A 23,978-nucleotide genomic window follows, 5' to 3' on the forward strand; every position below is an offset into this window, starting at 1 on the left:
AGGGAGAGTCATATAGGATTTATGAACAGGAAATATCTTTTATTATGTGCCATCATACTGACTATTAATACCAGTGGTTGCACGTATATACCGACAGAACATGTATCATACGGCGTGTATTATAACGATATGAATTTATCCAATACGCCAAAGGATGAGCTGAAAAATCGTATTACTGAATTATTTAATGCTACATCTCATACGGTAACTATCGATATTGGACAGACCAGCAAACAGGCATCATATAATGATCTCGGCATTAATGTCGATACGGAGACATTGGTGAAAGCGATTTCAACATATGGCTACGAAGATGATTTATGGACACTCATTAATCATCGTTTCCATGCGTTATATTACGGACAGCACTTTGAAATACAATACAAGCTGGATGAGGTGAAGAGCAGAACCTATTTATCGGAGTTAGCAAAGACTATTGATACACCCGGTCATGACGCATATCTATCAGTAGAAGGCGGTCAGGTTGTCATGCATCCCGGGAAAGAAGGCAAACGGATCGATATTGATGCTACATTACAGCAAATTAAAGACAATATAGCTGCAGGAAATACCATAACGCATATAGATATGGTTTATACTACGAAAAATACAATAAAAGTAACGGATCAGGACATTAAGCCTTTAACTGCGGTTTTAGCGTCCTATACGACGAATTATGATGCCAATAATACGAGTCGTACGCATAATATTCAGTTGGCCTCCGATAAAATCAACGGCACCTTATTAAAACCAGGTGAAGTATTCTCCTTCAATAAAATTGTAGGGGAGCGTACACCAGAAGCCGGGTATGATGATGCACCGGTTATGATTAACGGTAAACTCGTACCCGGAGTCGGTGGCGGCATTTGCCAGGTGAGTTCCACAATATTTAATACCGCTTTATTATCCGGTATGACAATAGTTGAGCGTACGCCGCATTTTGAGCCTGTCGGATATATTCCGGCCGGTCGTGATGCCACCGTCGCATGGTGCTATTTGGACTTTCAGTTTAAAAATCCATATCAGCAATCCGTATATATCATAAGTGTGATAGGCCGAGGAACATTGACGATATATATCATCGGTACACCTCAGGACAAGCCCAAAGATGTATCCATATATGTAGGTGATCGAAAGGAAATTCCTAATAAAACGATTAACAAGGTGGATCCATCAATCAAAGAAAATCAGACGCAGGAAGGCCATATCGGTCTATCGATGAATACATATCGACAAATTACCTATGGCAACGGTGTCAGTCAAACCGATGTGTACGAGTCCGTATATGATCCGGTAGATACGATTATTACGACAAGATCGGCTCAATCCGTAAAAAAACATTAATTAAAGATTTCATTAATTATAGCCTGAACTATTGACCATACGTTATAAATAGTTTAGGCTATTGTTTGTACTCGTAAATGAGATAGTAATATAAATTAGTTGTAAAAGAACCGAATAACGAGAAATAATTTGAATATATATCATTCTCACTCTTTCTCATTTGGTTATGATATGAGAGGATACTATGGACGCAATATTACAATTTGATCACAACTTGATTTTCTATGTACATGACCACCTTGTATATAGTTTTTTAACGCCTATCATGGCATTCTTGTCAAAAATAACCGGTAGCGGTATTTTATGGATTATAATCGCTTTATTATTGATGATTCAGAAAAAATATCGCGTATTAGGCATTGCAATCATCATTGCATTAGGATTTGTACTTATTATCGGTGACCAAGGTTTAAAACCGCATGTAGCAAGATTAAGACCATTTGTAGATTTTCCGGAAGTTACGGTACCGTCGATTTCAGCATTGCCATTAGCTAACACGTATTCATTCCCGTCAGGACATACCTTTGGTTCATTTGCATCAGCCATGACCATTTACCTAGGGTTGGGTCAAATCGCGCCTCAGAAGCGATATTTAGGAATTATAGCATTGATTGTATCGTTAATCGTAGGATTTTCAAGAGTATATCTGTTTGCACATTATCCGACAGATGTATTAACTAGCTTAGTACTAGGCATCATTATAGGCTGTATAGCTTGGAAGCTTGCACGAATCGGTTGGGACTGGTGGACTAACCGTCACAAAGATGTAGAATACGAACCCTATACATTTAAACGTAAATAAGTTATAAAACGCATAATATAAGTGATTGGGCCATTAGAGCCCAATTTCTTTAATATAAATTACTTCCGATAATATATCGTTATCGGAAGTAATTAAAAACAAAAGAAAACTAACCAATATTTTAATAAGCCAGTTTTTATTTATAAAGTTCACGGTATTTATATTACACCTAAAAGATTCCTTATCTATCAATGAATTATTTGTTTCATATAATTCATCAATAACAATTGGCATAAATTGTTATTGAATTTAATTGGATTCAATTGTAAAATAGTCATATAAATTATCTAAATTACTCATATCAACTCTTACGGAGGTTTTTATATGTGCTGGTGCGAAGTTGTAACAAAAGCTAAACTAGGTAGTCTTAAACGTCTCGGTCAAGGTATGGAGGCTTCCCTGCATTTTATGGCGGAAACGGTTTTACTGCTCAGCTGTTTACGCGTTGTTGTCCGTTGGGTCTTTGGAATCTAACCTATAATATAATCTAACCTATAATATAATCTAACCTAGTCTTATAATATTCAGATATATTTATACTATGAAAATTTAATTAAAATAAAGCACCTGGATTAATCATATTAATATCGATATGATCAATCCAGGTGCTTTTTTATTTAATGCTTATTTACTGTTTTATTTGATAACAAATGAGAATACATGACGGCTTATTCAATTTATATTGATCTATCAATAATGACTCTTAATGAAATACTGCCTAAAAGAAATCTAATTTGTTTTATATGCTTCTGTACAATCAATGAAATCCATGATAATTTGGCATATCTTACCATCTTTATCAAATGCCCAATATACAGGATATAAACCATCTCCAAATCCCGATTGAATCATGGGAATCGATAATTCCGTATTAGGAATCGTGAAATTAATCCAATCCCCTTTTGATCGTTGGTATCTTGGATAAGCCAACGCATTCAGCTGAAAAAGAGTACTATAGTAATCATCATATATATTTTTTTCAGGATTCTGTTGATGCCAATCCTTATAGAACATATCATAAGCTTGTATTGTCGCTTCATCAACAATTGTTGCTAAGCCCGCTTCAACGGGAAATCCTACATAGCTGTCCTTATTCAGTTCGTCAAGATTCTCAGACCCTTTTAAAGCCAATTCATAGTAAACCGGTTCATTAGCGGTAAAAATGACACGAGTAGCTACATAACGAAATGTATTCTGCTCAAATTCAGCTACCTTAGTCTCTAATAAATAGGTTCCGGGTTCTACGGTCCGAACATATGTATCGGGCATATGAGGCAACATAATAAGCGGATCACAACATGTAAGTTGACCTGTTGGAAAATTTACCGTCCCCATAGGTAATGTAAATAAAGGTTTTCCCATCAGTTCATCCCGATTAAATAAATCTTGATAATCAACGGTAGGTTTCCATACGCCCTCCGAGCCTAATCGATTAAAGGTATCTATCCAATTTTGAGGAATCTCTTTGATATTCATGTGTATCCTTTCTAAACAGGTAAATAATCTTTCTATTATGTATATGTTACATTATATAATTTAGTAACTCTTTTCAGCCTCTTGTTTATCTTTTACATATTGGCGTTCAAGAGCTTCATAAGCGGCAGTTTTATCGATAATCTGCCTAACTATCGTGTCAAGATGTGAGCTTTCACTATAGTCGGCCGGCGCATAATACCGTATACGATGATGGCGCATCATTTTATAGACTTTATCTTTATTCTGCACTTCCGGATCATACACACCGATGGAATGACCGCCGTTAGCATTAACAAGGCTCATACAAGGAATATCCGTATCGCTGTCACCGATATAAATCATATTGCGAAACGGTACGCGCTGTTCCTCAGGCTTGAGATAGTCATTAACACGAGGATCGTTGATATCGAGCACACCTTTTTGAATGCGGAATAAAAACTGTGTTTTATTTGTATAATTAATGGCTTGTGCAGGCCATGTGGCAACGCCCTTATCATCGAACAGGAACGCACTGGCATATATTTTGGTGAAAGCCCCCTCTTTTGCCATTTCCGTACCTTCAATCATTTCCTTCAGTCCCGATGAAATAATGTAATGTTCAATACATACGCCCTTTTCCGCTCCGTATTGTCGAATTCGTTCAAACCAGGTTCGTACACCGTCATATAATTTCACCTTAGCGCCATAAGCTGCTAACAACTCCTTTGTAAGAAATTGTTTACCATATGATTTAGTGGCCATCATATACATATAGGCTAAATTATTATCCATATCGTGCTGCTTGTCTAGTCCGTTCGATTCCTTCCAAAACGCATCCACATCAATATCCAGGGATTGAATATATCCCTGAGCCTGCATATCGTCAGGCGTCAATGTCTTATCAAAGTCATAACATATGGCCAATACAGGTTTAGAATTATTTTCTTGTTGTTCTTCAGTTCTCTCTCGTGTAATCATACAGCACCTACTCTACTAGAATAAAGAATCTTGTGTATATGGTTCATCGATAATCCAACTCGTTTCATTACTCATTCGAATTATGTCACCTGTTAAGACATGTCCCAACAGTAAACTTGAATCAGGATCGTGACGCAGTCGATTTCGTCGTACCGCTTCTTGATTAGTGTTGGCATAACAGTACCTACAAAGATGACTGCAACTGTCATAAGCACCGATATCCCCGTGCAAGTAACAACTACACTCGGGCCGAGCCGGTGTACGTTTAGGCGCCTTCAACTTAACACGCCACGCCCGTTCATAACAATCGAGAGTCAAACATCCGGAGGTATTTGCTCCTATATTGAAAAATATAGGCCCTTCCCCGCAGGTCTTAAGCTCCATATGATGAGCCTTCGCAATTGATACGAATTCACCGATGAGCTTCATCTGTGTCTCTATATCCGGACGGTACCCATCAGGAAAATTCTGAGCTACCTTATCGAACATATCTATAAAACTGACCACAACCGTATCAGTGTATCCTTCAAGCATTTTTGCCATTTTATGAAAGCTTTCACAGTGATAATCAAAGGTATAGGCATGAGTTAACATAATCGGATCATACCTCCACACCATAGATTGAGGATTTAAAAGCATACTGATTTTCTTAAATCCTGCAATGACCGTTTCATAAGGCGGCACAAAGGGTTCAATATCGGTTCCGTACGGTGTTATAGTCATGTGCCAATATTGACGATAAGGGTCGATTACATCCATATAAGGTATGAAGGGACCCGGATTTTTTGTACAAAAGGCTATGCCGTCCACTATATCGGGATTAATTCTGTAACGCGTTATCAATTCGGGATGATACGGATTGCGTACATCTACATACCCTTCACGTATACGATTTGCAAACCAGAGGCCGTAAAAGGCGGGAATATCCGTGCGCTGTCCCGTTTGTAAAATCATGTACTCTCCTCTTATCACAAGCTCTCAGCAAATTTACGAATTAATTTATGATTCTTACATAATAATCGATACCATAAAGCCGTTTGATTTCTATCGATTCGAAATATAACAGTATTATAGCATAAAGATTAGATGTCTTTCATGAATGATTCTTTATAAATTTATGTGATATTTCTTGTATAGTTCATATTCAATCTATGATACTATATATAATATACATAAAAAGGAAGAGCTATGAACGATATATTTAACCATCATACTCCTACGGAGGAGGATAAAACATTTATTACATCATACTGGAGCGAGCGCGCTCATGATTTCAGTGCTTTACGTGCTAAGGAGCTTAACAGTACAAAGTTAAATCTATGGCGTAATGAACTGATGAGTCATCTGAATAAGTTAGGTTCAAATCTACATATATTGGACATCGGATGCGGGACCGGTTTTTTCAGTATCATTCTGTCAGAGCAAGAACATGAAGTTCACGGTATCGATATTACACCTGATATGATTCATGAGGCCAACTCATTAAGTAAATCATTGGCCTGCAACGCTACATTTTTCGTTATGGATGCTGAGCATTTAACCTTTGATGATGAGATCTTTGATGTTGTAGTAGCACGTAATGTAACATGGAATTTACCGAATCCGGATCATGCCTATAAAGAATGGCTTCGCGTATTGAAACCCGGAGGACTGTTGCTCAATTATGACGCGGAGCACGCTAGAAATCATCATCACTTGCCCGCATCTGTGCACAATGCACACGAACATATCAGACCTGAATTACTCGATAAATGCCATACTATATACCATATGTTAGAAATTTCATCCTTTCAACGCCCCCGTTGGGATACAGAATTACTCAATACATTAGGGGTTACATCTGTCACCGTTGATCCGACAGTAGGACCTCGCATCTACAATGAAGAAGACGAATTTTACATTCCCGTACCCATGTTCTTGGTAAAAGCAGTTAAATAAAGTAAGCCTCTATATAATACAAAACCCACTCTACAATGATCATGAGTGGGTTTTCTTTTTACTGTTGATTATCCGTAATGATAGAATCAACAAAGGTATAGTTCACGATAAATTATATTTTAGGATTGGCCGCTTCTAATTACTAAAATAAGCTTGAGCCTTATTGATTTCAGCTTTTAATTTTTCCTCATCAATAGTAAGCAGTTCCTTATCTTTCATAAGAATTTTACCACCTACAATTGTGGTATTGGCATCAGAGCCGTTAGCGGAGTATACAAGTGCGGCTAAATCATTGTAGCGAGGCATCCAGTGCATGCCCGATACATCATATAATACAATATCAGCACGATAACCTGTTTTCAAAAGTCCTAAATCATTATACCCTAACGCCTTTGCACCTTCTACAGTCCCCATAGCCCATGCAACTTGCGCGGGAATAGCTTTAGGGTCGTATAGACGAGCTTTATGAAGGGTCGCCGCTAAACGGACTTCTTCAAGCATATCCGCATTGTTATTAGAAGCGGAGCCATCGGTTCCAAGACCTACGGTAATACCTTTGGCAATCATTTCAGGAACAGGGGCGATGCCGCTTGCCAATTTCAAATTGGATTGAGGATTATGGGCAACGGCTACATTATTTTCAGCCATAATGTTCATATCTTCGTCGGTCACATGTACACAATGCGCCGCCAATGTCGTATTCCAGAAGAGTCCTAAATCATACATATGAGCAATCGGTGTTTTACCGGTTGCTTTCATCACATTCTCCACTTCCCCCTTTGTTTCGGATAGATGCATGTGAATGCCGCAATTGAGCTCATGTGATAAAGCGATAACCTTTTCCATGTATGCATCGGGACATGTATAGGGTGCATGAGGTCCCAGTAAAACCTTGATACGATTATTATCGAATCCGTTCCAAGTGCGATATAAATCCGTATTTTCCGCCAATGCCTGGTCTGCTGTCGGAGAAACACCGGCAAGCCCGCGAGACAGTACGGAACGTATCCCCGTTTCCTTCACCACCTCCGCAGTCGTATTCATAAAGAAATACATATCGCTGAAAGTAGTCGTGCCGGATCGTAACATTTCCGCTATGCCCAGCTGTGTGCCGCAACGCACATAATCATCGTTTAATTTGGCCTCTGTCGGCCAGATTGCATTTTCCAGCCAGTCCATCAATTCCAAATCATCCGCGTAATTCCTAAACAGCCCCATCGCAATATGAGTATGAGTATTTACAAGGCCAGGTGCGGCCAACTGCCCCTTCCCATCCAGAGTTTCCTTCGCATTTGCTTTCACGCTTGAGGCTTCATCATCGGTTAGAATTGATGTGATATAGCCATTTTCAATTTCAATGGCGTGATTTTTAAGAACCCCCTCATCGGTGAGGATGTCCACATGGGTAATTAATAAATCGGACATAATATCTCCTTTAAGTTAACATTGCAACATAAGCCTTTTCTAAGCATTTACAGATTTCGCTCTAGCAGAACTAAATCTATCAATTCACCTTTGTCAAATAATCGATTTGCTCCTGTGTTAACGTGTCCAAATTATATCCCATGGAATATAATTTGATTTTTGCAACTTCCCTATCCAGTTCATGAGGTAATACGTACACTTTTGCTTCCATATTGGCACCGTTATGCAAAATATGTTCCGCTGCCAATGCCTGCATAGCGAAAGATAAATCCATAATTTCAGCAGGATGACCATCTCCGGCCGCAAGGTTTACGAGTCGACCTTCAGCTAATACATATAGTTTGCGACCGTCAGACATCGTATATCCTTCAATATTTTGACGTACACGTTCATGACTTACAGCAACCTCCGTGAGATCCTTTACATTCACTTCGCAATCAAAGTGACCTGCGTTACACATGATAGCCCGATCTTTCATCACTTCATAATGTTCTTTTACGATAACATCTTTACAGCCTGTTACGGTACAGAAAATATCCCCCACCTTGGCGGCCTCAATCATAGGCAATACGGTAAAACCGTCGAATACAGCTTCAATCGCCTTGATTGGATCCACTTCGGTTACGTATACATGGGCACCGAGTCCCTTGGCACGCATGGCAACACCCTTGCCGCACCATCCATATCCGGCAACGACGACATTTTTGCCCGTTACGGTAAGATTCGTCGTACGCATGATGCCGTCCCATACGGATTGTCCCGTACCATAGCGATTATCAAAAAGATATTTACAATTCGAATCATTGACGGCAATCATAGGGAACGTCAACTGTTTTGCATGTTCCAATGCATATAGACGATGTACACCTGTCGTTGTTTCCTCACTGCCGCCTATGAGACGTTCCTTTGCATCCTGGCGCGAAGTATGTAATAAATTTACAAGATCTCCACCGTCATCGATAATAATATGAGGTTTGTGATCAAGTGCCTTATGAAGGAAATTGAAATATTCTTCATCCGTACAATCATACCAGGCGTATACGGTAATTCCCATGTCTACGAGCCCTGCCGCCACATCATCCTGAGTGGATAACGGATTAGAACCTGTTACGATAACATCGGCACCGCCTCGTTTTAATACGGTTGCAAGATATGCGGTTTTAGCCTCTAAATGAATACTTACCACGATGGTTTGTCCTTTGAAAGTCTGTTCTTTCTCAAAACGATCGCCCAATGTATTCAATGTAGGCATAAAATTGGAAACCCATTCAATCTTCTTGCGTCCTTCAGGAGCAAGATTAATATCTTTGATCAACGACTGCATAATATCTACCTCTATAAAATTTCTTATATAAATCTATGAAAAAACGAATACAATTATTTGTTATGTACAATATGGCGCAATTTACCGATAGATTCCTCAAAGTCAGGTGTAAGAACGCCTTCTTCCGTGATGATGGCCGTAACCAATTCATGGGGGGTCACATCAAAAGCGGGATTGAGTACATCTATGCCTTCCGGTGCAGTTTGTACGCCGTGGAATGATGTAACTTCATAATCATCTCGCATTTCAATGGGAATGTAACTACCATTTTTTAAGGTAAAATCAAATGTACTGTACGATGCAGCCACATAGAACGGAATATTATGGAATTTAGCGAGAACAGCCAATCCATAAGTGCCGATCTTATTCGCTACATCGCCTTTTGTGGTAATACGGTCCGCACCGACAATTACGGCATCAATTAATCCTTGTTGCATAGCATAAGCCGCCATATTATCCGTCTCCAATGTAACGGGAATACCGTCTTCATATAATTCAAAGGCTGTGAGACGTGCCCCTTGAAGTAACGGACGCGTTTCGTCCGCATAAACGCGTTCCAACTGACTTTTTTCATGTAGTTTGCGAATGACACCCAATGCCGTACCTACTCCGCCTGTAGCTAATGCCCCCGCATTGCAATGCGTCAGAATACGTAAATTGCGCTGCCCTTCAAATAAAGAGGCCCCGGCCTCGGCCATACGTCTGTTAAGTCCTACATCTTCTTTATGAATCAATTCGGCTTCTGCTGTAATAATTTTTATAATGTGCTCCATGTCAGATGAAGTTTTAGCCTCAGCTTTCACCAGGTTTACAATGCGCTCTACGGCCCATGCCAAATTAATGGCGGTAGGACGTGTTTCCTTAAGATTTTCACTAAAGTCATAAAAAGTAACTAACTGCTCGTTAAACGGAGCATCAAGTCTTGCTGCCTCCATAGCCGCCAAAATAAGTCCATAGCCGGCAGCAACGCCGATAGCCGGAGCCCCGCGAACACGAAGCATTTTAATCGCCTCTGCCACCTGACGCCAGTCGGTGCAGTTAATATATGAAATCTCTGTAGGTAATTTCGTCTGATCCAATAAGATTAAAGTAGACTCTTGCCACTCAATATTATTCATAGATCCCCCTTTGTACGGTTCAGAACCTTATTATAATTTAAAGCCGCCGTATTCATGCATACGATTATGTGCATCATAGCGGGCATCCACATCGATAACATCAATGGCACCCAGAATAAGAGATTTAAGTTGTGATGCCATATTCGCCATCATTTCAACCACTTCTCCATGCGTTAAGACATCTTCGGAAATTCCTGCTGCATAATTTGTAATCATAGAAATTGTGGAATATGCTATTTCCGCCTCATTTGCGAGATTTACTTCAGGTATATTTGTCATACCTACCGTATCGCCACCAAGCATGTGGAACATCTTAATTTCGGCCGGCGTTTCAAATCGCGGGCCCTCTGTGCATACATAGGTCCCGCCGTTATGAATAGATAAGCCTTGTTCTGTGCCGACCTTTTCCAGAATGTCCCGCAATTCCGGACAATATGGATTAGTTACATCCAGATGAGCCACCGGACGATCACCACCTTCATAAAATGTGGTGATGCGGTTTTTGGTAAAATCTAAGAATTGGTCCGTTAATACAAAATGACCGGGTTTAAAGTTTTCGTTTAATGAACCTACTGCGGTCGTAGAAATGATAAAGGTAACACCTAATTTTTTTAAACCCCAAATATTAGCACGATAATTTATCTTGTGCGGAGGAATCGTATGATCTTTACCATGTCGGGCCACAAAAATAACGGTCTTTCCGTGGTATGTACCTTGTACATAATCAATTTCACCATATGGTGTCATTAATGATTCTTCATGAATATTTTCAAAGATAGATGGATCGTATACACCGGTACCGCCGATTACACCAATTGCACTCATAGTAACCTCCTGTAATTAATACATGTTCGTCTTTATTGTCTCACAGAATAGAAAAAGAGGCTATACCAAAAGCCTATAGCCTCTATATTTTATAATCATCTTTACAGGTCTTATTGTATAAGACCTTTCGAGCTGAACATCTCTTTCAGTTCCTCACGGCTGAAATGATATTTTTCATTACAGTAATGACATACAAGTTCTGTCGTTTCGTCTTCTAGAAGAGCCTTTTTATCTTCTTCACGTAATGTCATAAGAACACCGGCAAAACGATCTCGACCGCAACGACATTGAAAATGAATCGGTTCATTATATACTTCATTAACAGTCAGTCCGTCGAGCACTCGTTCTACAAGGCCTGTACCATCCGGATGAGCCTTTAAATATTCAGTTACAGGGCCTAATTCGTTGATGTTTTTTTCTACCTGTGCTAATGCCGTATCCGTTGCATCCGGTAAAGCCTGTACGATAAATCCGCCGGCTACAACCGTGTGATAATCAGGGTCAACCAATACACCAAGACTGATAGTTGACGGCACCTGTTCAGAGGCATACAAATAATAAGCCAAATCCTCCGCCACCTCACCACTTTGGATAGGACTGGCGGATGTATAATCCTGTGCAAGCTGTGTGAAACGAGTCACCTGCACTTCGCCATTATGACCAACCGCCGCACCTACATCAAGCTTTCCTTCATATTTAAGCGGTACATCCACATGTGGTTCATCTACGTAGCCGCGCACCGTGTTATCCGAAAAAGCATCCACATGGACAACGCCAAGAGGCCCATCACCTTTAATGCGAAGACTTACATTTTCATGGTTCTTGAAGTCTCCGGCTAACAGAATGGCCCCTGTTATGGCACGACCTAATGCAGCCGTCGCAACCGGCCATAAATCATGACGTATGCGTGCCGTTTCAACCGTATCCGTTGTAACGGCCAATGACATACGGACCCCTTCACGAGTGGTAAAACGTTTTATATAATCCATTCCAGTATTTCCTGCACATTCTATTAGATTTGATCAATAAGGTTAACCATTTCGATAGCGCCCATAGCACAATCATATCCTTTATTACCCGCCTTGGTACCGGCACGTTCGATAGCTTGTTCAATATTTTCTGTCGTAACGACACCGAACATTACAGGAATACCTGTTTCCAGAGAAACATGAGCAATGCCCTTTGCCACTTCATTACATACATAATCATAATGGCTTGTAGCACCGCGGATAACGGCGCCTACACAAATTACGGCATCATAACGTCCGGACAAAGCCGCTTTTTTAGCAATTAACGGAATTTCATAAGCACCGGGAACCCAAATTACAGTGATATCTTCCTGTTTTACATCATGACGTAATAAGCAGTCCTCTGCACCGCCGATCAACTTTGTCGTAATAAATTCGTTAAAACGGGAACCGATAATAGCAAATTTTTTACCGGCACCTAATAAATTACCTTCTTGAACCATCATGTTATATCCTCCTGTATTTTTTCAAAAGAATTTTTATTATACGAATAGTGTTGAAGCCGATATGAGTTAATTCTCTAACATATGACCCATTTTCTCTTCTTTTGTTTTTAAATAGCCTGCATTAAATTTATTCGCGGCAATGATGAGCGGCACTCGACTATTTACATCGATCCCCCAATGCTCCAGTCCATGGCGTTTTTCCGGATTATTCGTCAACAGACGAATGCTCTTGATGCCCAAGAAACGGATGATTTGAGCCGCCAATGAATATTCGCGCATATCTGCAGGAAAACCTAATTGCTCATTAGCCTCCACCGTATCAAGACCTTGCTCCTGTAATGCATAGGCCTTAATCTTATTGGTTAATCCTATACCACGGCCTTCCTGTCGCATATAGACAACTACGCCTTTGCCTTCTTTCTCAATGGCACGTAATGAGTGATCTAGTTGCTCACCACAATCACAGCGTTTTGAACCGAATACGTCACCCGTCAGACACTCTGAGTGAATACGTACGAGAACGTCATCACAGTTCTGTACATCGCCCTTAACGATTGCCAAATGTTCTTTGTGATCTAATTCATTCTTAAATACAAAGATATTGAAATCACCGAATTTTGTGGGCAATTTGGAGCAAGCTCCAAGTTCTATCATATCTTCATGTTGCTTACGATATTCGATAAGTTCTGCAACGGATGCGATTTTAAGATCATGTTTCTTTGCAAATGACAACAAATCCGGCAAGCGGGCCATATCACCGTCATCCTTTGTTATTTCACAGATAACGGCTGCCTCCTGTAGCCCGGCCAGGCGGCAAAGATCAATAGATGCCTCTGTATGGCCTTGACGAACTAAAACGCCTCCCTCTCTGTAGACAAGCGGGAACACATGTCCAGGTCGACGGAAATCTTCCGGTTTGGCATTCGGGTCTAACAATTTTTGAATCGTATACGCCCGTTCCGCCGGCGATACGCCCGTTGTGGTATCTACATGATCCACGGTCACTGTGAAAGCCGTCTCGTGATTATCCGTATTTTTAGATACCATCGCAGGAATGCCAAGCTTCTCAAGAGCTTCGCGACGCATCGGCGTACACACGATGCCGCGTGCATATTTGACCATGAAGTTAATATTTTCCTGACTGGCAAATTCAGCGGCGATGATGAGGTCGCCTTCATTTTCGCGGCTTTCATCATCAACGATGATAACAGGTTTACCGACCTTTAGGTCCTGTAAAACCTCCTCAATAGAATGTAATTGTTCACTCATGGGAACACTCTCCTTATTACTTATATAAATCCATTCTCTACCAGGAGGGAATGCATTGATTTTTCTTCTTTATCTTCAGTCGGTTCAACACCGATATTCATAAAATGACGTATATAACGTCCCGCAATATCCGTTTCCAGGTTCACCTCCGTACCGATATGAGCAGTACCTAGTATAGTTTCACTCAATGTATGAGGGATAATGGATACGGAAAAATTACTGTCTGTACGTCGCATAACGGTAAGGCTGATGCCATCTATAGTAATAGAACCTTTATAAATGACATAATCCATAACGGATGTCGGTGCATCAATAGTAAAAATTACGGCATTGTCCGTTTGCTCACGGTTGATAATACGTCCTGTCCCGTCCACATGACCGGCCACAATATGTCCACCGAACCTACCGTTTGCCGGCATGGCACGTTCCAGATTGACCGGTTGATGAACCTTCAGATTTGTAAACGTCGTCATCTTAATCGATTCGGGCATAACATCAGCGGTGAACACGTCATCTCCGATTGTTCTAGCCGTCAGGCATACCCCGTTGACCGCTACGGAATCGCCTATTTTCAAATCATCAAAGATCTTTTTACCCCGTATTGTTATGGCTAAGGATTTAGGGCCTTTTTTTATGTTTTCAACACGTCCGATTTCTTCAACGATTCCCGTGAACATAAGCGCCCCTCCTTCCCTGACGATACGCCTCGATACGAATATTATTATCAATCACCGTCGATTTCGTGAAAGTTAACCGAGGTGAACCGTCTAAACTTTCAAAACCTCTGCCGCCTACAGCCGGTGTCGCATCGGTGCCACCGATAATCGTATCACCGATATAGGTAACAATCTTATCAAAGTTCTTCGTTTCTACAAAGGAACTGATGATGGCGGAGCCCCCTTCGACTAAAAGAGATGTATATCCTAAATTGCCCAGTTTTGTGAGAACATCATCAATAGATAATTTCTTTATATCGATGAGAATATCCGTTTTATGACTCTTACGTGTAGATGTGGTCTCTATAACCGTAATAATCGCCCCTGCATTTTCAAGGGCCTTAATGCGTTCCTTAGGACAACCGTCAGATACGAAAATATGCACCGACCGCTCCTTCACATCAAAAATACGACTTGTAACAGGCGTCCTACCCAAACTGTCCAGAACGATAACATCCGGTTGATGGACCGGAATGGGACTATTGAGAATATCATTATCCAGCAAGGCATTACCTAATTCTTCATCACTAAGACGACAGTTCAGCTGCGGATCATCGGCCAATACCGTACCGATGCCGATAAGCATCGCATCATGTGTGGCTCGCAATACGTGACCGTCACGCCGTGATGATTCATTTGTAATCCATTGAGATTGACCTGTAAAAGTGGCGATTTTACCATCTAATGACATGGCGCTCTTTAAGGTGACAAAGGGTTTACCCGTTTGAATATAAGTAAAAAAGTGCTCATTCAATTCACTGCATTCGCATAAACAAACTGGGGATACTATCTCGATACCTGCCTCTTTCAACATAGTAATCCCCTTACCTGATACGAGCGGATTCGGATCAGTACTGCCGATAACAACTCGACGTATACCGGATTCAATAATACGTAATGCACATGGAGGGGTCTTGCCGTAATGAGAACAAGGCTCCAATGTTACATATAAAGTTCCACCCTCTGCCCGATCTCCGGCTTGATCCAAAGCATGAACCTCCGCATGGGCGGTCCCCGCTTTATGGTGATACCCTTCACCTACTATTTCATTATCTTTTACAACTACGGCCCCTACCAGCGGATTGGGTGCCGTATGGCCTGCGGCCAATTTTGCCAGTGCAATGGCGCGTTTCATATATACTACGTCATCCATCACATATCACCTCAATAAAAAAAGGACTATATGCATAGTCCTTCGGGTCATCATAAATAGCACATACCTATTATGTGCTCCGTCTTTTCTCATCCAGACTCTACTGTCGGTATCGGAATTACACCGATTCATACCTATAAGGCTCGCGGACTATACCGCCGGTAAGGAATTTCACCTATCCCCAAAGACTCATCTATTTTGTTTATAAATTAATAGTAACACTTTTATAAGCCTTATGCAAGGATAAGACAATTGTAACATTTCTCACATAATTAGTATTTGAACAGGTTTAGTATAGATTATATGGTTTAATAAATCATTATTTTGATATTTATTATTATATATAGATATAGGTGATAGTATGGCAAAAAAACGTATTTCAGATGTTCTAATAGAAGTTCTTGCCGATACGGGTATAGAACGTATTTATGGTATTACAGGAGACAGTCTGAACTCTGTAAACGATAGTTTGCGTCGCAACGGTAAGATTGCGTTTGAACATGTACGCCATGAGGAAACTGCAGCCTTTGCCGCCGGTGCTGAAGCAGGATTAACGGGCAAACTCACAGTATGTGCGGGTAGCTCCGGTCCAGGAAATTTACATTTAATAAACGGTCTATTTGATTGCCATCGCAACCGTGTGCCCGTATTGGCGATTGCCTCTCACATCCCCCAGTCTGAAGTCGGTTTGAGTTACTTTCAGGAAACACACCCGGAAAATCTGTTTAAAGAGTGCTCCTGCTTCTGTGAACTGGTATCAAGTCCTAAACAAATGCCGGAAATCTTATTCCGAGCCATGAATGCGGCCGTAGGCAATCAGGATGTTGCGGTTATTGTCCTTCCTGGAGATATTGCAGTTATGGAAATGGAAGTTGATGAATTATCGGTATGGCATCATCCTAAATTACCTCATATCATCCCGCAACGAAGTGATATAGAAGAAATGGCAGCTCATCTTGAGTCCGGTAAGCGTATTACCTTATTCTGCGGTGCCGGTTGTGAAGGCGCTCATGACGAAGTTGTGGAATTGGCTAAACGTTTACAGTCCCCTGTTGTACACGCTTTCAGAGGCAAAGAATGGGTGGAATGGGACAATCCGTATGATGTAGGTATGACGGGTTTATTGGGATATACATCAGGATATCGCGCTATTGAACAATGTGATACCCTTGTCATGCTCGGCACAGATTTTCCGTATCGTCCCTTCTATCCTGAAAACGCGAAGGTTGTTCAAATCGATAGAGATTCTGGCGCCTTAGGGCGTCGTGTTCCTTTAACACAGGGAATCATAGGCAATGTGAAGGATACCTTGAAGGAGTTGTTACCACTGATTTCTCAACGTGACGACACGGAATTTATCGATACAATCCGCAAGGCATATAAAAAATTCCGCTCCGATCTTGACAGCTATGCCGTGGCAGAACCGGACGGTGTAGCTATTCACCCTCAATATTTCGTGAACCGTCTCAATACATTAGCTGCTGAGGATGCAATTTTTACCTTTGATGTGGGAACTCCTGTCATTTGGACGGCACGGCATCTGAAAACCAATGGTAAACGCCGCATTCTAGGATCCTTTAATCATGGGTCCATGGCTAATGCTATGATGCATGCCATAGGGGCGCAGAATGCCTGTCCGAATCGCCAGGTCATCTCCCTCTCCGGCGATGGTGGTTTTACGATGATGATGGGTGAAATGCTTACACTTAAACAGTTAAATCTTCCTGTGAAAGTATTTGTATTCAACAACGAGGAACTGAGCTTTATCGCTATGGAAATGAAGGCCTCCGGATATCTTGACTACGCAACGGATTTCGTAAATCCGGACTTTGGAAAACTGGCTGAAGCCGCCGGCATTAAGGGTATCAGCATTGAAAATTCCAGTGAGGTAGACGAAAAAATAAAGGAAGCACTCAACCATAACGGACCTGTTATCATCAATGTGCGCGTCGATAAACAGGAACTTGCTATGCCTCCTAAGATTGCATACCAGCAAGCTAAAGGATTCAGTAAATATTTGATTAATGCAATTCTTGACGGTCGCGGTACGGAACTCAAAGAAATGGCAAAAACAAACTGGATGAAATATAAATCCTTATATTAATGATTAACTTTACAATTTAATCCTGCAAATCTTTCAAAAGGGGCTGTAACAAAACAGCCCCTTTCTACTAAAAATAGCTATTAGTTGATTATATACAATCAACTAATAGCTATTTTTCTGTATTTTATAAGGAAAAAGGGTCCCGAAGGACCCATTCCATTGGTATAATTTAAGTATGAAAAAGAACCACACCAATAAATTTAATTATACCAAACTAGCGATGCCTCGCCAACTAGTTTTACCATTGGAATATGGCCTTTTGATAAAAGAAATAGCGCCTGTGCGGTTACTCGATGCTGTATTGGAGGAATTAGACTATACAGAGTTACAGCATTTGTATTCTCCTAACGGGAGAAAATCTAAAGTTCCACCGCACATTCTGTTTAAGATTTTTGTCTATGCTATGTCCAACGGCGTGTATTCTACACGTATGATCCAACAACAATGCGAGGAAAATATTAATTATATGTGGCTACTACAAGGTTATGCTACCCCCAGTCATATGACGTTTCAACGATTTTTTGCACGTTGTACGCTAGATATACTCATGAATTTATTTTCGCAGATAATGGAAACGATTGCGAGACGTGACACACTAACCTTTAATGAAGTATTTATTGATGGGACCAAGCTAGAAGCTAATGCCAATAAATATACGTTTGTATGGCGTAAAGCTGTAGAGAAAAAGCTATCTATGTTACCCACTAAATTATCTGTACTCAAGCAAGATATCTGGAATGAATTGGGCTTAGATGCATTTTATATGAACGATGAATTTGTATATACCTTTTTAGCTAAAGAAATTGAAGTACGGCATATGGTGTTGGTACAAGGGAAAGGCAAGCATAAAACACCGTTACAACGTTTGTACGAACGAGCAGAATCCTTATATGAGAAGCGAAAAGAATACGAACAGCAATTGTATATTATGGGTGAACGTAACAGTTACTCTAAAACGGATCCTGATGCTACGTTTATGCGTATGAAAGAAGACCATATGCGTAATGGACAGCTTAAGCCTGCTTACAATATACAATTGGCTGTTCATTTTGAATATATTATGGGAGTTGGTGTATTCCCTAATCCTAATGATACCAATACATTAATTCCGTTTGTACAACAATTAGAACGACTTCACACACAACATTTCAAATATGTAGTGGCAGATGCCGGCTATGATAGCCATGAAAACCTAACGTGGTTAAAACACAACCAGTATCTATCTTGTATAAAACCACAGTATTATGAAAGACAAAAGACTAAGGTATGGACTACCGATATTGGTAAAGCTCGTAATATGCAATATATACCGGAAGAGGATTCGTTTATATGTGCTAAAGGGCGCCAATTAAAATATGCCTATACACGTAACATTAAAAAGAAAACAGGATTTGTATCTGAGCGAAAGGTATATATTTGTGAATCCTGTAACCGATGTGGATACAAAAAAGACTGCCAACCGTATGCGAAACAGACAACAGTAAATCCTATAAAGAGAATTGAGATTACCCCTGCTTATGATGCCGTATTGGCAGAAAACCAACGTAGACTGCTTAGTGATACAGGTGTCCAATTGCGGATTAACCGCTCCATTCAAGTGGAAGGTACATTTGGTGTCTTAAAACAGGATCTTGGATTTAGACGTTTTTTACATCGAGGGACTGGTAAAGTACATAAAATGTTGTACCTATTAGCGATGGGATTTAATCTTACAAAACTACACAACCGAATACAAGCAGGACGAATTCATACAACAGTATTCACCGTAAAAGGAACTGCTTAAACTAAGAAAAATGCAAATAGGCCTAATGGCCTATTTAGGTGCGTCTAAAAACAAAAAACACCAAGAAAATCTAGGATTTTATAAACCTAATTTTCTTGGTATTTCTTATATTGTAAAGGGACTGCAACTAGAATGTGGTAAAACCACATTCTGTTACAGCCCCTTTTGTTGATTAATTTAACAATTGTATACGCTGATAAAGTCCTATATCTATTATTGTTTATTAACGATAATAATCGTCCTCGTAATCGTCTTTATGTCTTATTTCGTCGATCTGCGAGGGAGTCAACAGATTACCGTCCTCATCGACATATTCTCCAAATTCATTAAAATACACACCCGGGATATCCGATGAATACAGATTAAGATCAAAAGACTTTAATAATTCACTAACCATTCTTTCTATCTCCCATCTGTCCAAAGATTTGATATTTTTATAGTGCGTAGTAAGTTCAGATTACGCCCCGAAGAGTGACATTTGTTCGTCTTCAGGCAATTCACCACAGCATTTGAGGTCTTTCATAAGATCAATGATAGTATTAGATACTTTACAACGTCGTTGCAAGTCCTTCAAGGACGTAAACGGTTTTTGTTCCCGTTCCTCTACTATGGCATCAGCAACCTTCTCACCCAATGAATCAATAGCTAAAAACGGCGGTAATAAGGCACCGTCCTTAATACTGAAGCGTCGAGCCTGCGAGTGCTGTATATCAACATTGCTGAATCGATAGCCTCGCTGGTACATTTCCATCGATACTTCTAAAGCGGACATAAGATCTTTTTCTCTCGGGCCGGCAGCTTTATCCAGAGCTTTTATCCGATTAAATTCAGCTAACTGGGTCTTAAGGTCCCCTGTCATAATTCGTAAATCAAAGGCCTTCGCCCGAATAGAGAAGTACGCCGCATAAAATGCAAGCGGATGATAAACCTTAAACCATGCGATACGGAACGCCATCATTACATAGGCCACCGCATGGGCTCTGGGGAATAAATAAGAAATCTTTTTACAGGATTCAATAAACCATTCCGGAATATTATTATCTCGCATTTCCGCTTCAAATTCCGTCGTTGCCTCACCTTGTTTATTCCGCTTTTCAATACCCTTACCTTTACGGACATTTTCCATAACAAAAAAGCTATGTTTCCTGTCCATACCGCGATGAATAAGAAAGTTCATGACGTCATCACGGGTAGAAATAGCTTCATTCAATTTACAGGTTCCATTTTTAATGAGATCCTGTGCATTATCAAGCCATACATTAGTACCGTGAGAAAATCCAGAAATACGAACCAAGTCGGAAAATGTTTGTGGTCTTGAATCCTCAAGCATACCGCGTACGAATTTCGTCCCGCATTCCGGTACAGCAAGGCTCGCCACCTGATCCCCCTGTAATTGTTCGGGTGTTAATCCGATTCCCTCCGTAGATGAGAAGAGACTCAATGTCTTCGGATCATCAAACGGTATCGTTTTCGCATCTATACCTGTTAAATCCTCTAACATCCGAATAATAGTCGGATCATCATGGCCGAGAATATCAAGCTTCGTCATACGCCCTTCGATAGAGTGATAATCGAAATGTGTTGTAATAACACCGCTATCCTTTTTATTCGCCGGATATTGAATCGGCGTAAAATGATGCACATCCATATCACGAGGACATACCATGATCCCCCCCGGATGTTGTCCCGTCGTATTCTTAACATTTGTGAAGCCTTTGGCAAGATTCTCGAAAAAACCGTTTCGAGCCTGTATTCCACGCACTTCGGCATATTTTTTTACATAACCGAAAGCCGTTTTATCCGCAATAGTACCAATGGTACCTGCTTTAAATACATTATCACGTCCGAATAGTTCCTCCGTATATTTATGGGCCTTTGCCTGATAATCACCGGAAAAATTAAGGTCGATATCAGGTACCTTATCCCCTTCAAATCCGAGGAAAATAGCAAACGGAATATCGTGACCGTTGGTTTCTAGATCATGACCGCATTCAGGACATTGTTTACGAGGCAAATCAAATCCGCCCGCATATTCGCCATTTTCAAAGAATTGCGACCACTTGCAATGCGGACATACATAATGGGGAGGCAACGGATTAACCTCCGTGATTTCTGACATGGTAGCCGCAAAGGATGAGCCTACGGATCCACGGGAACCAACAAGATACCCGTCATCAAGTGATTTTTTTACCAACTTATGAGCGATATAGTACAATACGCCGTATCCATTGGTAATGATACAGTCCAGTTCATAGTCCAGACGCTCCTGTACGACACGTGGCAACGGATCTCCGTAAATCGCCTTCGCATTGCGATAACACATTTCTGTAAAAGCCTCATCGGCACCTTCGATTTTCGGTGAATATGTTCCGTCAGGAACAGGCTTAATCTCTTCGATACTGTCATTGATAGCTCGTGTATTCGTTACGACTACTTCATAGGCTTTTTCCGGAGTCAAATAAGGGAATGATGCCAACATTTCATCGGTTGTACGCAAATGCAGGTCCGGTTGCTCATCAGCATCAGGATAGCCGCATGCGGTAAGCATAATTTCACGATAGATTTTTTCCTCCGGATGCAAGTAATGTACGTCACAAGTAGCGCATACAGGTTTATTCAATGCTTCACCAAGCTCTATAACAGTCTTATTCATGTCGATAAGAGCTTGTTCGTCAGGCATCAATCCTTTACGAACCAGGAAGGTATTATTCGTATGCGGTTGAATTTCCAGATAATCATAGAAGGACGCGACTTGTAGCAATTCTTCTTTCGTCGCCCCTCGAACGATGGACTGCATCAGTTCACCGGCTTCACAGGCGGAGCCGATAATGATTCCCTCTCTATGTTCTTCAATGACGGAACGAGGAATACGAGGACGAACCTTGTAATGTTCCAGATGAGAAATAGAAATCATCTTATAGAGATTACGAAGACCTACCATATTTTTCGCCAACAGAATAATATGATATCGTTTATCCTTAACCTTCGGTTTCTTCTTATCTAATACAGGCTCTTCATCACGTTCTACGGTAGCATCATCAATGAGATATCCTTCCACACCGTAAATTACCTTAACGCCCAATTCCTTACCGAGGGCTTGCGCTTCAGGAAATGCCTGTACTACACCGTGATCAGTAATGGCCACGGCCGGATGACCCCATTTTTTTACGGTTTTAAAGAGATCTTTAACGGAAACGAGAGCGTCTTTATCACTCATCTTCGTATGTAAATGTAACTCGACTCGAGAATCCGGACGGTCTTCCGAACGTTCAAAGGTACGATCCACTTCTTTAATACTACGGATAGATAAAACAAAATCTTTATCGAAGCGCTCTTCATAGGCCACATTTCCCTGTACCATAACGGTTTTAAGACCTTTAAGCTGCTTTAATAATTTATCGCCATCCTCAGGGGAATCTGTAAATTTGATAAATTTCATGCTATTCGTTTTATCGCAGATACTGCCAGAAACAATGGATTTTCCTGTCCGCGTATCCCGTTTTTCAAGTCCTACAAATACGCCTTCGAAAATAACACTGTTTTCATTGGACTGAACGGACATAATCGAAACCGGATCTCCGTCAAAGCGTGGACCTACAATCATACCTTCGTCAGGAGGCATCTCCTTCGATGCACGACGAGGATATTTTCCGTCTCCATTACAAGCCTTTACAGCCCCTTTTGAATTCCTCCCTTTAGATGACAGAGATTTCGTGCCGGATTTCTTTTGACCACTGCTGATAGATGCAACCGTATTACCTTGCGTTGATGCCGCTGCAGTTTGTGATGGCATCACAATGGGACTATTGTCAAAATACCCTAATTCTACGGCCTCGACGAAAGGAGCAAAATCGTCTTCATCATATTCATCGTAACAGTCTCGATGACTCTCCGTTTCCGAATCCTGTATGCCTGCAAATGATTGCCCGTATTTAGGACGCAATGCGGCTTCTTCCTCTTCCCGACGAGCTTCCGCCTCCTCAATCCATTCACCGGCACCACAGCCGCCACCGTAATAATACGTGTCTAGTCCTTCTCCTGTTTCAGTGTCAACCTTCCAGGCAAAGCAGCAAGCCGTATCTGTATTTGTAGGAATAGCATCAAAGGAAATATTTTTTTCCTCATACCATCTAGTCAATCGCTCACGAAGACTTAACAATGTTGTAAAAGCTGAATCTGCAGCTTGAATGGTGACTTGTTGACTATGGCAGTTCACATAAAACGAAGATTTTTTATTCTGTTTTGGTACAACACGATAACGTACTTTCAT

Annotated in this window: 19 protein-coding genes and 1 riboswitch; of the genes, 6 read left to right on the forward strand and 13 right to left on the reverse strand. The window is 40.8% G+C overall.

All coding sequences use genetic code 11. From position 1 onward, the window contains the following. Positions 1-21: 21 nt before the first annotated feature. From CKV62_RS04725 to CKV62_RS09475, 3 genes are all read left to right on the forward strand, one after another. Positions 22-1,344, forward strand: coding sequence for a VanW family protein (locus CKV62_RS04725; protein WP_095065924.1), 1,323 nt, complete (start codon positions 22-24; stop codon positions 1,342-1,344). 184 nt (positions 1,345-1,528) lie between these two features. Continuing rightward, a complete protein-coding gene (locus tag CKV62_RS04730) occupies positions 1,529-2,146 on the forward strand; it encodes a phosphatase PAP2 family protein (protein WP_095065925.1) in 618 nt (205 codons plus the stop codon). A 324-nt stretch (positions 2,147-2,470) separates the two neighbouring features. After that, complete coding sequence (locus CKV62_RS09475) at positions 2,471-2,620, forward strand: hypothetical protein (protein WP_169835174.1); 150 nt, start codon at positions 2,471-2,473, stop codon at positions 2,618-2,620. Between the two features lie 255 nt (positions 2,621-2,875). Here the strand turns inward: CKV62_RS09475 and CKV62_RS04735 are convergent, their stop codons facing one another. Genes CKV62_RS04735 through CKV62_RS04745 form a run of 3 tightly spaced genes read right to left on the reverse strand, consistent with a single transcriptional unit; the run spans position 2,876 to position 5,533 of the window. Further along, the gene (locus CKV62_RS04735; protein ID WP_095065926.1) at positions 2,876-3,622 is read right to left on the reverse strand and encodes a DUF4241 domain-containing protein; all 747 of its coding nucleotides are present in this window, start codon (positions 3,620-3,622) and stop codon (positions 2,876-2,878) included. 60 nt (positions 3,623-3,682) lie between these two features. Next, complete coding sequence (locus CKV62_RS04740; protein ID WP_095065927.1) at positions 3,683-4,579, reverse strand: HAD family hydrolase; 897 nt, start codon at positions 4,577-4,579, stop codon at positions 3,683-3,685. 15 nt (positions 4,580-4,594) lie between these two features. Beyond that, entirely contained in the window at positions 4,595-5,533 is a 939-nt protein-coding gene (locus tag CKV62_RS04745) for a DUF1848 domain-containing protein (RefSeq protein ID WP_095065928.1), read from the reverse strand. 234 nt (positions 5,534-5,767) lie between these two features. On the opposite strand from CKV62_RS04745, the gene CKV62_RS04750 reads away from it, so the two are divergent. Further along, positions 5,768-6,517, forward strand: a complete 750-nt coding sequence (locus CKV62_RS04750) for a class I SAM-dependent methyltransferase (protein ID WP_095065929.1) — start codon at positions 5,768-5,770, stop codon at positions 6,515-6,517. A 135-nt stretch (positions 6,518-6,652) separates the two neighbouring features. Here CKV62_RS04750 and CKV62_RS04755 read toward each other — a convergent pair whose 3' ends face one another. The 9 genes from CKV62_RS04755 to ribD form a co-directional block, all read right to left on the reverse strand. Further along, the gene (locus tag CKV62_RS04755; RefSeq protein WP_095065930.1) at positions 6,653-7,942 is read right to left on the reverse strand and encodes an amidohydrolase; all 1,290 of its coding nucleotides are present in this window, start codon (positions 7,940-7,942) and stop codon (positions 6,653-6,655) included. Positions 7,943-8,021: 79 nt separating this feature from the next. After that, positions 8,022-9,266, reverse strand: coding sequence for an adenosylhomocysteinase (locus CKV62_RS04760; RefSeq protein WP_095065931.1), 1,245 nt, complete (start codon positions 9,264-9,266; stop codon positions 8,022-8,024). 53 nt (positions 9,267-9,319) lie between these two features. Continuing rightward, a complete protein-coding gene (mtnA, locus tag CKV62_RS04765) occupies positions 9,320-10,384 on the reverse strand; it encodes an S-methyl-5-thioribose-1-phosphate isomerase (RefSeq protein ID WP_095065932.1) in 1,065 nt (354 codons plus the stop codon). Between the two features lie 30 nt (positions 10,385-10,414). Continuing rightward, entirely contained in the window at positions 10,415-11,209 is a 795-nt protein-coding gene (gene mtnP / locus CKV62_RS04770; protein WP_095065933.1) for an S-methyl-5'-thioadenosine phosphorylase, read from the reverse strand. 110 nt (positions 11,210-11,319) lie between these two features. Further along, on the reverse strand, positions 11,320-12,198 hold the full coding sequence (gene hslO / locus CKV62_RS04775; RefSeq protein WP_095065934.1) for an Hsp33 family molecular chaperone HslO: 879 nt from the start codon (positions 12,196-12,198) through the stop codon (positions 11,320-11,322). A 23-nt stretch (positions 12,199-12,221) separates the two neighbouring features. Beyond that, positions 12,222-12,683, reverse strand: a complete 462-nt coding sequence (ribH, locus tag CKV62_RS04780; protein WP_095065935.1) for a 6,7-dimethyl-8-ribityllumazine synthase — start codon at positions 12,681-12,683, stop codon at positions 12,222-12,224. A gap of 66 nt (positions 12,684-12,749) precedes the next feature. Further along, on the reverse strand, positions 12,750-13,952 hold the full coding sequence (locus CKV62_RS04785) for a bifunctional 3,4-dihydroxy-2-butanone-4-phosphate synthase/GTP cyclohydrolase II (protein ID WP_095065936.1): 1,203 nt from the start codon (positions 13,950-13,952) through the stop codon (positions 12,750-12,752). A gap of 20 nt (positions 13,953-13,972) precedes the next feature. Next, positions 13,973-14,629: a riboflavin synthase gene (locus tag CKV62_RS04790; protein WP_095065937.1), complete on the reverse strand. Its 657-nt coding sequence runs from the start codon at positions 14,627-14,629 to the stop codon at positions 13,973-13,975. Continuing rightward, positions 14,610-15,824 (reverse strand): bifunctional diaminohydroxyphosphoribosylaminopyrimidine deaminase/5-amino-6-(5-phosphoribosylamino)uracil reductase RibD, encoded by a 1,215-nt coding sequence (ribD, locus tag CKV62_RS04795; protein WP_095065938.1) that lies wholly within the window; start codon positions 15,822-15,824, stop codon positions 14,610-14,612. The genes CKV62_RS04790 and ribD overlap by 20 nt, the downstream gene beginning before the upstream one ends. A 74-nt stretch (positions 15,825-15,898) precedes the next feature. Beyond that, positions 15,899-16,014: riboswitch (FMN riboswitch) on the reverse strand. A gap of 168 nt (positions 16,015-16,182) precedes the next feature. On the opposite strand from ribD, the gene poxB reads away from it, so the two are divergent. Together poxB and CKV62_RS04805 are read left to right on the forward strand one after the other, a co-directional pair. Beyond that, positions 16,183-17,925: a ubiquinone-dependent pyruvate dehydrogenase gene (poxB, locus tag CKV62_RS04800; RefSeq protein ID WP_095065939.1), complete on the forward strand. Its 1,743-nt coding sequence runs from the start codon at positions 16,183-16,185 to the stop codon at positions 17,923-17,925. Positions 17,926-18,100: 175 nt separating this feature from the next. After that, positions 18,101-19,708 carry an IS1182 family transposase gene (locus tag CKV62_RS04805; protein ID WP_095065940.1) on the forward strand — a complete coding sequence of 536 codons (1,608 nt, stop codon included), beginning with the start codon at positions 18,101-18,103 and terminating at the stop codon, positions 19,706-19,708. Positions 19,709-20,165: 457 nt separating this feature from the next. On the opposite strand, the gene CKV62_RS04810 is transcribed toward CKV62_RS04805, so the two are convergent. Next, positions 20,166-23,978: a PolC-type DNA polymerase III gene (locus CKV62_RS04810; RefSeq protein WP_095065941.1), complete on the reverse strand. Its 3,813-nt coding sequence runs from the start codon at positions 23,976-23,978 to the stop codon at positions 20,166-20,168.

The sequence above is a fragment of the Veillonella rodentium genome, from assembly GCF_900187285.1.
Lineage (GTDB): Bacteria > Bacillota > Negativicutes > Veillonellales > Veillonellaceae > Veillonella > Veillonella rodentium.

Coding starts and splice junctions, on each gene's coding strand:
- CKV62_RS04725 (WP_095065924.1), top strand. CDS start 22: ATGAACAGGAAATATCTTTTATTATGTGCCATCATACTGACTATTAAT.
- CKV62_RS04730 (WP_095065925.1), top strand. CDS start 1,529: ATGGACGCAATATTACAATTTGATCACAACTTGATTTTCTATGTACAT.
- CKV62_RS09475 (WP_169835174.1), top strand. CDS start 2,471: ATGTGCTGGTGCGAAGTTGTAACAAAAGCTAAACTAGGTAGTCTTAAA.
- CKV62_RS04735 (WP_095065926.1), bottom strand. CDS start 3,622: ATGAATATCAAAGAGATTCCTCAAAATTGGATAGATACCTTTAATCGA.
- CKV62_RS04740 (WP_095065927.1), bottom strand. CDS start 4,579: ATGATTACACGAGAGAGAACTGAAGAACAACAAGAAAATAATTCTAAA.
- CKV62_RS04745 (WP_095065928.1), bottom strand. CDS start 5,533: ATGATTTTACAAACGGGACAGCGCACGGATATTCCCGCCTTTTACGGC.
- CKV62_RS04750 (WP_095065929.1), top strand. CDS start 5,768: ATGAACGATATATTTAACCATCATACTCCTACGGAGGAGGATAAAACA.
- CKV62_RS04755 (WP_095065930.1), bottom strand. CDS start 7,942: ATGTCCGATTTATTAATTACCCATGTGGACATCCTCACCGATGAGGGG.
- CKV62_RS04760 (WP_095065931.1), bottom strand. CDS start 9,266: ATGCAGTCGTTGATCAAAGATATTAATCTTGCTCCTGAAGGACGCAAG.
- mtnA (WP_095065932.1), bottom strand. CDS start 10,384: ATGAATAATATTGAGTGGCAAGAGTCTACTTTAATCTTATTGGATCAG.
- mtnP (WP_095065933.1), bottom strand. CDS start 11,209: ATGAGTGCAATTGGTGTAATCGGCGGTACCGGTGTATACGATCCATCT.
- hslO (WP_095065934.1), bottom strand. CDS start 12,198: ATGGATTATATAAAACGTTTTACCACTCGTGAAGGGGTCCGTATGTCA.
- ribH (WP_095065935.1), bottom strand. CDS start 12,683: ATGATGGTTCAAGAAGGTAATTTATTAGGTGCCGGTAAAAAATTTGCT.
- CKV62_RS04785 (WP_095065936.1), bottom strand. CDS start 13,952: ATGAGTGAACAATTACATTCTATTGAGGAGGTTTTACAGGACCTAAAG.
- CKV62_RS04790 (WP_095065937.1), bottom strand. CDS start 14,629: ATGTTCACGGGAATCGTTGAAGAAATCGGACGTGTTGAAAACATAAAA.
- poxB (WP_095065939.1), top strand. CDS start 16,183: ATGGCAAAAAAACGTATTTCAGATGTTCTAATAGAAGTTCTTGCCGAT.
- CKV62_RS04805 (WP_095065940.1), top strand. CDS start 18,101: ATGAAAAAGAACCACACCAATAAATTTAATTATACCAAACTAGCGATG.
- CKV62_RS04810 (WP_095065941.1), bottom strand. CDS start 23,978: ATGAAAGTACGTTATCGTGTTGTACCAAAACAGAATAAAAAATCTTCG.